This is a genomic window from Ferruginibacter sp. (assembly GCF_014377975.1).
Lineage (GTDB): Bacteria > Bacteroidota > Bacteroidia > Chitinophagales > Chitinophagaceae > Ferruginibacter.
The window spans coordinates 1-10,829 of the sequence record NZ_JACMOO010000243.1; the positions used below are offsets into that span (position 1 = coordinate 1).

At 37.7% G+C, this 10,829-nt stretch carries 11 protein-coding genes; 5 read left to right on the forward strand and 6 right to left on the reverse strand.

Annotated elements, in window-relative coordinates; genetic code table 11:
* From H7254_RS12775 to H7254_RS12785, 3 genes are all read left to right on the forward strand, one after another.
* Nucleotides 1-226: hypothetical protein (locus tag H7254_RS12775; RefSeq protein ID WP_301933335.1), on the forward strand; the 226-nt coding region annotated here is incomplete at its 5' end.
* Nucleotides 227-280: 54 nt separating this feature from the next.
* A complete protein-coding gene (gene nth, locus H7254_RS12780) occupies nt 281-931 on the forward strand; it encodes an endonuclease III (RefSeq protein WP_301933336.1) in 651 nt (216 codons plus the stop codon).
* Nucleotides 932-1,013: 82 nt separating this feature from the next.
* Nucleotides 1,014-1,946: a hypothetical protein gene (locus H7254_RS12785; protein WP_301933337.1), complete on the forward strand. Its 933-nt coding sequence runs from the start codon at nt 1,014-1,016 to the stop codon at nt 1,944-1,946.
* Nucleotides 1,947-1,983: 37 nt separating this feature from the next.
* On the opposite strand, the gene H7254_RS12790 is transcribed toward H7254_RS12785, so the two are convergent.
* The 6 genes from H7254_RS12790 to H7254_RS12815 all read right to left on the reverse strand — a co-directional run bounded on the left by H7254_RS12790 (nt 1,984) and on the right by H7254_RS12815 (nt 9,349).
* The gene (locus H7254_RS12790; protein WP_301933338.1) at nt 1,984-3,774 is read right to left on the reverse strand and encodes a long-chain fatty acid--CoA ligase; all 1,791 of its coding nucleotides are present in this window, start codon (nt 3,772-3,774) and stop codon (nt 1,984-1,986) included.
* Nucleotides 3,775-3,947: 173 nt separating this feature from the next.
* Nucleotides 3,948-4,961, reverse strand: coding sequence for a lipopolysaccharide assembly protein LapB (locus H7254_RS12795; RefSeq protein WP_301933339.1), 1,014 nt, complete (start codon nt 4,959-4,961; stop codon nt 3,948-3,950).
* A gap of 107 nt (nt 4,962-5,068) precedes the next feature.
* On the reverse strand, nt 5,069-6,307 hold the full coding sequence (locus H7254_RS12800; RefSeq protein WP_301933340.1) for a DUF1015 domain-containing protein: 1,239 nt from the start codon (nt 6,305-6,307) through the stop codon (nt 5,069-5,071).
* Nucleotides 6,308-6,344: 37 nt separating this feature from the next.
* On the reverse strand, nt 6,345-7,412 hold the full coding sequence (gene serC, locus H7254_RS12805) for a 3-phosphoserine/phosphohydroxythreonine transaminase (protein WP_301933341.1): 1,068 nt from the start codon (nt 7,410-7,412) through the stop codon (nt 6,345-6,347).
* A gap of 284 nt (nt 7,413-7,696) precedes the next feature.
* Nucleotides 7,697-8,548 carry a zinc dependent phospholipase C family protein gene (locus H7254_RS12810; protein WP_301933342.1) on the reverse strand — a complete coding sequence of 284 codons (852 nt, stop codon included), beginning with the start codon at nt 8,546-8,548 and terminating at the stop codon, nt 7,697-7,699.
* Nucleotides 8,549-8,695: 147 nt separating this feature from the next.
* A complete protein-coding gene (locus H7254_RS12815; protein ID WP_301933343.1) occupies nt 8,696-9,349 on the reverse strand; it encodes a DUF502 domain-containing protein in 654 nt (217 codons plus the stop codon).
* Between the two features lie 133 nt (nt 9,350-9,482).
* On the opposite strand from H7254_RS12815, the gene H7254_RS12820 reads away from it, so the two are divergent.
* Nucleotides 9,483-10,124 carry a TetR/AcrR family transcriptional regulator gene (locus H7254_RS12820; protein WP_301933344.1) on the forward strand — a complete coding sequence of 214 codons (642 nt, stop codon included), beginning with the start codon at nt 9,483-9,485 and terminating at the stop codon, nt 10,122-10,124.
* Nucleotide 10,125: 1 nt separating this feature from the next.
* Nucleotides 10,126-10,829, forward strand: a 704-nt coding sequence (locus H7254_RS12825) for a TolC family protein (protein WP_301933345.1), incomplete at its 3' end; no start/stop codon positions are given.

The window sequence follows — 10,829 nt, forward strand, 5'->3', positions numbered from 1 at the left end:
ACCTGAGGATCTCATTCAGTATGTTTACAATGAGACTTCTACACAAAAATCGGCAGCTATTAAGGTTGCACTTGAAGCAGACTGGACTCTTCGTGAGCAATACGAGGAAATTTTGTCTGCTCAAAAAAGCCTTGAGAAAGTCACTCTTTCTCCCCGAAAAAACGTGATTGACAATATTTTGGCCTACGCCGAAAAATCTATTATTCATGCGGATACGGAGTTTTAATTCTACTGATTTTTTAATATAATTTTCGTCCCGTACAATACGGGACTTTTTTTTATGACCAAACAGCAGCGATATCAGTTTGTAATTGATTATTTTACCATTCATGCACCAGACGCAGCAACGGAGTTATTATACGATAATCCTTTTCAGTTGCTGGTATCGGTAATTCTTTCTGCACAATGCACGGATAAAAGGGTAAATATTACAACCCCGGCTATTTTTAAAAAGTACCCTACGGCTGAATATCTTGCCTCAGCAACCTTTGATGAAGTATTTCCGCTGATCCGAAGCATTTCTTATCCAAACAATAAAACCAAACACCTGATTGGTATGGCCGCCATGCTGGTAGAAAAATTTGCTGGTAAGGTACCCATGACGGTTGATGAACTAATGCTGTTACCCGGTGTAGGAAGAAAAACAGCCAACGTAATCACTTCTGTAATTGACCACCAGCCCAATATGGCGGTAGATACACATGTGTTTAGAGTAAGTGCCAGGCTGGGATTAACAACAAATGCCAAAACACCATTTGCTGCGGAAAAACAATTGATAAAATACTTTCCGGAAAGCCATATTTTTACAGCCCATCATTGGCTTATCTTGCATGGGCGATATATTTGCACTGCAAGAAGCCCTAAATGCACAATTTGCGGATTAAATCCTGTTTGCAAATATTATAAAAATAATATAAAACATAAAATATAGCATCGTTAAAACCGTTTATCACTAACACTAATTTTTTTATTAAAAAATAATAATTAGATTTATATATCACCCTTATAGTTGAATGAAAAAAATCACAATTCTATCTGCTGCTTTAATTTTATTTTTAATGCCTTTACAAAAGGTATTTGCCCAGTATTATTTTTACGATAATAATTATTTCAATACAGACCTGATGTTTGAGTTTGGCGGTTCCCTTGGAGCCATGAATTGCCTGACTGACGTAGGTGGTAAAAAAGGGCTGGGCAAGCGCTTTGTAAAAGATTTAAATCTTGGTAATAATCAGTTAAACGGAAGTGTTTATTTCACTGCCATGTATAAAGAAGCGGTAGGTTTAAGGCTGGAAGGAAGTTTCGGACATATAAAAGCTTACGACAGTATTTTAAAAAATGTACAGGAAACAACGCCCAGATATAACCGCAATTTAAGTTTTAGTTCCAGGATATCTGAGGTATCGCTTGTAGCTGAATTTTATCCGATTTTTCTTTTTATTAACTGGGCCAGCAGGGATGATGAACCGCCGGTACTTTCACCCTACCTGCTTGCGGGTGTTGGCTATTTTTCATTTAATCCGCAAACCGTATTAGATGGAAGAACAGTAGATTTGCAACCCCTTAGCACAGAAGGGCAGGGCTTTGCAGAATATCCCAACAGAAAACCTTACAAATTACAACAAATAAATTTTCCGGTTGGTATTGGTATGAAATATGAATTGTCTTCTGTTTTTAACTTAAGGGCCGAATTTATGTATCGGATTTTGACAACTGATTACCTGGACGATTTGAGTACACGATATGTTGATCCTTCTTTATTTTCGAAATATTTTAATGGAAACCAATTGGCGGATGCCCTGGCGCTAAACGACCGCCGGTTTCCTGATCCAAAATATCCTATTAATCCCATTGGCGGTCAAATAAGAGGTAATCCCAAAAACAACGATGCTTATTTTAGTTTCAATTTAAAAATCGGCATTCTTTTAGGAAGAGAAAAAAGGTAAATGATGAATGCAGATCAGCAAATGATAATACGATGAATTAATTGTAAATTCTTTTAATAGCATCTTTATATTTTTCCATAATCACTTTGCGTTTAAGCTTCAATGTAGGTGTAAGTTCCCCACTGTCAATAGTCCATTCATTGGGTAACAATTCAAATCTTTTTACCTGTTCTACATGATTAAAAAATTCATTGAAACTGTCAATCAGTTTACGGTATAATTCCAGCACCCTGGGATGATGAATCACAGCTTCATTGGTGGTAAAGGGTATATCCTGCTGACGCATCCATTCTTTAAGATTAGGCATTGACGGAACTATCAGGGCTCCTACAAATTTTTGCTCCGCTCCCACTATCATCATCTGTTCTACAAAGGGCGATTCCTTCATCTTATTTTCAATAGGCTGCGGCGCAACATATTTACCACCACTGGTTTTAAAAAGTTCTTTTTTTCGATCCGTTATTTTTAAAAATCTTTCTTCTTCAAATACACCGATATCCCCCGTATGCAACCAGCCATCAATAATGGTTTCAGCAGTTAAATCGGGGCGCTTATAATAGCCCATCATTACGCTTGGCCCCTTAACGCATATTTCTCCATCTGCTTCCAGTTTAACTTCCTGGCCCTGTATTACAGGTCCCACTGTACCGAATTTTGTACCATTTTTATACAGACAATTAACACTAATTACCGGACTGTTTTCAGTAGGCCCATATCCCTCATAAATCGGAATTTTTGCTGCCGTAAAAATTCTGATTAACCTTACCTGGCAAGCTGCGCCACCGGTTATAATAAAATCCAATTTATTACCGAGCCCCTCTCTCCACTTGCTAAATATTAATTTATTGGCCAGGGCCAACTGCATATTATACCAAATGCCCCTATTCTTTCTGTTATCATATTCATTGCCAAGTACAACAGCCCAGTCAAATAACTTTCTTTTTATCCCCGAAAGTCCGGCACCCTTTGTCATAATTTTCTCATATACTTTTTCCAGTAAACGTGGTACGGTACAAAATAAATTGGGTTGAACTTCTTTCAGATTTTCTGCAATAGTATCAAGGCTTTCGGCATAATAAATAGAAATGCCACTGGCAATGTAGATGTAGGAAACCATCCTTTCAAAAATATGATTGAGCGGTAAAAAGCTTAACGCTTTTGATGTAATATTATCTTCAAAAGGAAAACTTTTTTTAGAATTTAATACATTGCTGACTATGTTTCGGTGACTTAACATAACCCCTTTAGGTGTACCTGTTGTACCGGAAGTATAAATAATAGTGGCGCAATGTTGAGCCAGCATGGATCTTTTTATTTCCTCCAAAAGTGAAGTATTGACGTCCTCCTGTGAAGCAAGTATTTTTTTCCAGTAATTCGCTCCGGCAAGTTCATCAAAGCAATAAATATTTTGTAAAGAAGGCACCCTGCTGCGTATACTGGTAACTTTTGCCCATATTTCTTCTCCACTTATAAAAGCCAATTTTACAGCAGCATCGTTAAAAATAAATTCCAGTTCGTTTACAGTAGTGGTTGGATAAATAGGGCAAAGTGCTGCACCAATCTGCTGACAAGCCAGGTCAAGTATCAGCCACTCCGGTCTGTTTTTACTAACCAATGCAATTTTATCCTGGTTTTCAATTGTCATGTCATGGCCGCCTATGCCCAGGCTAAGCAAGCCAACACTTAACCGATCTGCCAGGCTTTTTACTTCTGCGGTACTATATAACTTCCAGATGCCGTTTTCTTTTCCGGCCAGCATATCCTCTTTGGGGAAATTATCAAACTGGTATTGCAAAAAATCAAATATTCTTGACTGTTCGTTCATCATAAGCAAATCGTTAACCGTTGGCTGTAAATTAAAATACTATTTTTTGTTGTCAACGTTCTTTATCCCGTTGTTCTATCGCCAAAGTTTTATAGAAAACTAAGATAGCTAAAATTTATTAACCACTTCATTTGTATAATGGGATTAAATACAAAACAAAATTTAACTATAGGTGATTAATACCGGTAGTACTGAGCAGCAGGTATTTTGAAGGTACGGCCTTTTTGAAAACGAGTGAAGTTATTGTATTCGGCAGCATGCGCTATGGTCCAGTTTTGAAAAGCAGCAAGGTTTTGTGCAGCCCCAAACAGCCATTGGCTATAGGAATCAAACATACCTTCCTGCAACAATTGTTTCTGCAACTCAAATAAACGGAAAGGAAATTTTAGTTCATAATCTTTTCCCCAATCTAAAATAAAACGGGTTCTTATCATCGTAAGCGACTCCGGGTTTATGCCTGTAGAAACAGCACCAGATTCCTTATTCATCGTTTGTATAAATGCAGCGGTAAAAGAAAATTTATTCTTATCATTGATATCTTTTGCAATATTGGTATCCATAAAAAGCTTTTTATAACTTTCTATCATAATCGATTTTACTTCAGGTGCATTGGCACTCAAAGGCTCCATATTCACAAAAATTTCTCCATACAAAATACTCCATACTTTATCGGTGCCCGTTAAATAATAATACTTGCAGGCATTGTAATAGTTTTTAGAATAGTCAGGGTCAAGTTCAATTCCTTTTTCCCAAAATTTAATTGCCGTATAATCTTTTTGGCTGTACAATAATTCACCCAGTTCGTTGTATAAAGGACCGCTTACCGGAAATCTTTTAATTCCTTTTCGGTATGATTTCTCGCAGTCTTTTACCATATCAAGCTGCTGGTAAATAATCCCAGCTATCTGGTAACACTGGTCATCAGCATCCTCTCTGTCCAGCGTTGGCTTAATCAGTTCAAGCGCTTTGTTATTATCTTTTTGAAGATAATATCCCATGGCAAGATTTTTGGTGATCTCAATATTTTTGGGCTCCATTTGTATAGCCCTGTTTAATACCAAAACTGCATTGGTATAGTCGCCCTGCTGCATAAATGATTTGGCAGTAGTTTGCAGTTCTTCGGCAGTTTGTGCAAAACCACTCTGCAAAAAACAAGTCATTAAAATTAAAGTCGTCTTTATCCGTTTCATTGATTAAAAATACTATGAAAAATTAAAGGCAGGCAATCAGAATTGCTTACTAAAAGCCAATTTTTTTATACCTACAAATATTTTAATGATAAAATCACTACTTTGGTTTAAACAATATCATGAATCAAATTAGTTAGTAAACCATCTCTGAGCTTGGGTTCAAACCAGGTGCTTTTTGGAGGCATTACATTTCCACTATCCGCTATGTCAAATAACTGCTCAATACTTACTGGATGTAAACTAACAGCCATTGCCATTTCGCCGCTATCAACCCTTTTTTCCAATTCACGCAGGCCGCGTATTCCGCCAACAAAATCAATGCGTACATCTGTTCTTTGGTCTTTAATGTTAAGAATAGGATCAAAAAAGTTGTCCTGTAAAATGGTGACATCTAAAATGCCTATAGGATCAGTAGTAAAGGTATTTTCTTTAGTAGTTAAGCAGTACCATTGGTTGCCTGTGTACAAACCAAACTGGTGTAATGATGACGGAGAAAACGCCTGCATAACTTTTTCAATGGTAAATTTTTCTGCCGCCCTGGTTAGTAATTCATCTGTACTTAAACCGTTTAAATCCTTTACCAGCCTGTTATAATCCATTATCATTAACTCGCTGGCAGGAAATAAAGTTGTTAAAAAAATGGCTGCGCCAGCAGGTGCATTTTCACCCAACGCCGCACGTACTTTGGCTGCGGAAGCTGCCCGGTGATGACCATCTGCAATGTAGGTACAGGGAACCTGTGTTTTAAAAATATTGGTTATTTTACTAATGGTGTCATTGTCATTAATAATCCAGATAGTATGTTGTATACCATCATCTGCCATTAAATCATACACCGGATTTTTGTTGATTTTCCAGTCGCTGATGATGTTATCAATTTCAGCTACATTTTTATACGCTAAAAAAACATTGCCTGTTTGTGCGCCGGTTGTTTTAATATGACTGATCCTGTCCTGCTCTTTTTCAGGCCTTGTAAATTCATGTTTTTTTATGAGATCATTTTCATAATCATCCACACTGCTGCCGCATACCAAACCTGTCTGGCTTTTACCCTGCATAATCAACTGGTAAATGTAATAGCAGGGCTTGCTTTCCCTGAACAAAATATTACGGCTGATAAAAGCACCCAGATTATTTTTTGCCTTGTCATATACCTGCTGCGAGTGACTGTCCGTATCATCCGGCAAATCAATCTCACTTTTGGTAATGTGTAAAAAGCTAAAGGGATTACCCTGTGCTTCAATTTTTGCTTCCTTGCTGTTGAGTACATCGTAAGGGCGGCTAGCCACTTGTTTTGCGTGTTCGGCCTGGGGTCTTAAAGCTTTAAAGGGACTAATAGTAATCATGTGCAATAGTTATCTTGGTATTAATTAGCAATATTTTTCAGGCATGCAGCAAGGTAAATTCTTTCATGGCCTGTACCAGTATTTCTACACTGCTGATGGGCAATGCATTGTATAAAGAAGCCCTGAAACCACCTACCAGCCTGTGTCCTTTAATGCCAACAATATTTTTTTGTTTGGTAAAATTTAAAAAGGTTTCTTCCAGAGAAGGATTATTCATTACAAAACAAGCATTCATTTTGCTTCTGTCTTCTTTGGCAACGGTGCCGGTAAATAAAGGGTTGTTATCAATTTCGTGGTATAATAAAGTTGCTTTGGCATCATTTAATTTTTCTATGGCAGGTACCCCACCCAGCGCCTTTAGCCAGCGAAGTGTGAGCATACAAACAAATACCGCAAACACAGGCGGTGTATTAAACATGCTGCCTTCTTTAATATGGTTGCGGTAATCCATTATAGAAGGAATGGCACGCTTCACCTTGCCTAAAATAGCTGGATTTACAACCAGTAAATTTACTCCTGCCGGTCCCATATTTTTTTGTGCGCCGGCATAAATTAAATCAAAGGCATTAAAATCAATTACCCTGCTAAAAATATCACTGCTCATATCCCCTATCAAGGGAATACTTGTTTTAGGAATCTTCTGCCATTGACTTCCGTAAATAGTATTATTGGTGGTGATGTGAAAGTATTTGGCATCATTGGGTACTGCAAAATCTTTTGGTATGATGGTATAATTGCTTTCTTTACCGGTACATACTACTTCTACCTTACCAAATAACTTTGCTTCTTTAATGGCTTTAATACCCCACACACCGGTATCGGAATACGCTGCGGTTTCTTTATCATCTAATAAATTCATGGGCACCTGCATAAATTGTGTAGAGGCACCCCCATGCAGAAACAACACTTCCCTATCCGCATCCAGCTGCATCAGTTCTTTTACCAAAGCCCTGGCCTCATCCATCACCGCCTGAAATGTGGATGTACGGTGACCTATTTCTAAAATAGATAACCCGCTGTTTTGATAATTCAATACTGCTTCAGATGCCTGCTCAAAAACTTCTTTAGGTAATATGGAAGGGCCTGCGTTAAAATTGTGTACCATGCTGTTGCTTTCTTTAAATAGTTTGCAAAAATAACGAATGAGGCAGGAAGAAAAATTTATTTGTTACACCGCAAAAATTTTATATGGCGAATTTTGGGTGGTGGATTTACTTAGATAACGAAGTTTCTTAGTACCAGGATCCGGTATAGCCCAGTTTGACAGAAAATTTCTACAAAAGGCAATCGTAGCTTGATAAAAAAGTTTTTAAAAAAATGGAAACTCCCATTCCGCACACTCTCATCAGAAACATCAGCTACAAAAAAACAGCCATTAACCATCTGTATTTATTCGTCGTGTTTACCAATCATTTTGCTGCCCGAACGCCATTGAGTATTTAATTCATCAAATGCCTTCATATCATCCGCTGAAAACTGTTTTTTTGATAGCGCAGTTAAATCCGGCTGCCCGGCATTTACCCATGCCGTGTACCAAAAAGACGCCACGGCAAAAATGGATTGCCGCATTCTTCGTTCTATCATACCTTCCAGTTTCTTATTAAAGGCAATGGTAAAGGCAGAAGAATATTGCCGGATCAATACACCATTGCGGTTTTCAAATGCATATTTTTTATCGGCATCAAACTGCATGGTCAATTCTTTTTCAACATGTAAAACAGAGTCAGCAGCTTTGGCACTTTCCAACACCCTGGCCCAGGCAAATTCCAATGGGTTGGCGATATATGCAGCCTTCCCTATAAAAAAATCAAACTCTTTTTCTGCCAGCAACTCAGGCACCCTGCTTTCCCAAAAACCATGTATGCCGCGTTGGTTGGTGTATTGCCCGTTGTGGTTGCTGTTGGCGTGCAGTGGCACATGTGAGTCGGCTATATAATGGCCCAGCTCTGCGCTGTTCTTCATGATTTTACTAAAATTTTTTTCTTTGAAAGCGTTTGTGAGCCTGGATAACATGGTTTGTATGTGCCAGGGCACAATGCCATATTCACGTAAAGAATCTTCACCAAATTTGATAATTGCCTCTTTCCATTTACGTGGCAAGGAAGTATAAGGATAGATTCCGTAATGATCAATGTCGATAAAATGACGGGCACCTTCCTCTGCCACTGCATACCGGCGTTTATCCGGATCAACCGCATGTTCGCTGATAAAGCTGATATTGGGTTTGTACAATACCATCATTTGTGGTGGCAATAAAAATACGGCGTAATAATTTATTTTTTGATGCGCATAAAACCCCCAGCAAAAACATTTGCTACTGATAAAACAACAACTAATAAATAAAAAGATACACTTCATTGTAATGGACAAAAGTATGGTTACTGATTTTTATTTTGTATGTGTAAAAACATCTTTGCCCAATGGTTCTATCACCTGGGTAACGCCACCGCTTACCGCAAATTTCATACTTTGTGCAGCGCTAATGTTTGTGATCGGTTTCACCCGGCTTTTGGGAATAATATATAGATTACCCGCCACAGAATAGGCCATTGGAATATATACAGCCACATAATCTTTAAACCCAAATTCCCTCATATCATCTTGCGTTATAAAACCAATGCGCCACACATCGTTGTCATCTACGTTGGCCAGTACATTGTTGGTAAATTTTTTTTTCTCACCGGCAAAGGCTTCAAAAAAATCTTTTAGGGTAGAATAAACAAACTTTATTCCTGGTGTCTTCTCCAGCACCCCGTCAAACACTTCCACAATTTTTGTAAAGATGTACGACGAAGAAACATAGCCCACCAGCAACACAAGCGAAATTACCAGCACAAATCCTACTCCGGGAATACGTTTTATATTTCCCTGCGCATCTTCCATAATACGGGGAACAATGCTATGAATTAAATTGGGTAAGATGCCGTCTATAAAACCAAATACCGCGGCAATAGTCCAAAAGGTAATGGCAATGGGAGCCAATATCAATAAACCCTGCAAAAAATACTGCAGTAGCCGTTTATAAGTGAAGGGTTGTTGCATACAAAAGTATTTTAAAAAACAAAGATACTTTATTGCAATGCCTTTGCTAAAAACAAGAAATTGTTATGAATGGTAAAAAAAGATGATGGAAACTTAAGTTACACAAAAAGTTTCCATAGTTTTGCATTTCATTATGGCAGATATAGAAACAGGTTTACGGATACAGCAAAAAGCGCATGAACTTTTTATGCAGTATGGTTTGCGCAGTGTGAGTATGGATGATATTGCCAACAACCTTGGCATGAGTAAAAAAACAATTTACCAGTACTTTGCCGATAAGGATGAACTGGTAGATGCAGTGGTAGATGCGGAGTTTAAAAAAAATGAAGGTATTTGCGATTACGACCGGTTACATTCTAAAAATGCGATCCATGAAATATTTATGGCCATGGATAAAGTGGTTGAAATGTTTAGTACGATGAATCCTTCACTTATTTTTGACATGCACAAATACTTTCCCCGGGCTTTTCAAAAATTTCACAAACATAAAAACGACTACCTCTATAATGTAATCCGCGATAATATTATCCGCGGCATTCGTGAGGAATTGTACCGTACAGAAATGAATGTTGACATCATTGCCCGGTTCAGGGTTGAAACCATTATGATGCCATTTGACGTAGGATTTCAGTCAACGATGAAATACAATATGGCGGAAATTGAAGAAGAATTTGTGATTCATTTCCTTTTTGGAATGGCTTCAGCCAAAGGATATAAAATGATTGTAAAATACCAACAAGAGCGAATTAATAAAAGTAACAATGCAAAGAAGTAAAATGAAAAAAACAACACTGATAATGACTGTTGTACTGTTTTTAACAGGCAATATTTTAATAGCCCAGCAAGTAAATCAATTTTCGGTAAAACAGGCGGTAGACTATGGATTAAAAAACGCAGTACAGGTAAAAAATGCTTTGCTGGATGTATTGATACAACAACAATCCAACAGGGATATAACCTCTGCTGCCTTCCCTGATATAAAGGCTACCGGCGCACTTACTGATTATTTAAATATCCCTACTTCTCTTTTGCCCGGTCAATTTTTTGGAGCACCTGCAGGCACTTTTATACCTATAAAATTTGGAACAAAATACTCTGCCAGCGGCGGCGTATCGCTTAACCAGGTACTTTTTGACGGGCAGGTATTTGTTGGATTACAGGCTCGTAAAACAAGCATTGACGCAAGGGAAAAAACCGCTGAAGTAACGCAGGAAAATATAAAAGCGAATATTTACAAAATATACTACCAGCTGGTTGTTAGTAAAACGCAGATTGACTTGCTGAATGCCAATATTACAAGATTACAAAAACTGGATCATGATACAAGGGAAATATATAAAAACGGTTTTGCTGAAAAATTAGATATAGATAAATTAACCGTGCAGATAGCTAATATTGAAACTGAAAAATTAAAAGCCCTGAATAGTATTGCAAACGGCTACGGTGGTTTAAAAGTTTTAATGGGTATGCCTGTTAAAGA

Coding starts and splice junctions, on each gene's coding strand:
- nth (WP_301933336.1), top strand. CDS start 281: ATGACCAAACAGCAGCGATATCAGTTTGTAATTGATTATTTTACCATT.
- H7254_RS12785 (WP_301933337.1), top strand. CDS start 1,014: ATGAAAAAAATCACAATTCTATCTGCTGCTTTAATTTTATTTTTAATG.
- H7254_RS12790 (WP_301933338.1), bottom strand. CDS start 3,774: ATGATGAACGAACAGTCAAGAATATTTGATTTTTTGCAATACCAGTTT.
- H7254_RS12795 (WP_301933339.1), bottom strand. CDS start 4,961: ATGAAACGGATAAAGACGACTTTAATTTTAATGACTTGTTTTTTGCAG.
- H7254_RS12800 (WP_301933340.1), bottom strand. CDS start 6,307: ATGATTACTATTAGTCCCTTTAAAGCTTTAAGACCCCAGGCCGAACAC.
- serC (WP_301933341.1), bottom strand. CDS start 7,412: ATGGTACACAATTTTAACGCAGGCCCTTCCATATTACCTAAAGAAGTT.
- H7254_RS12810 (WP_301933342.1), bottom strand. CDS start 8,548: ATGATGGTATTGTACAAACCCAATATCAGCTTTATCAGCGAACATGCG.
- H7254_RS12815 (WP_301933343.1), bottom strand. CDS start 9,349: ATGCAACAACCCTTCACTTATAAACGGCTACTGCAGTATTTTTTGCAG.
- H7254_RS12820 (WP_301933344.1), top strand. CDS start 9,483: ATGGCAGATATAGAAACAGGTTTACGGATACAGCAAAAAGCGCATGAA.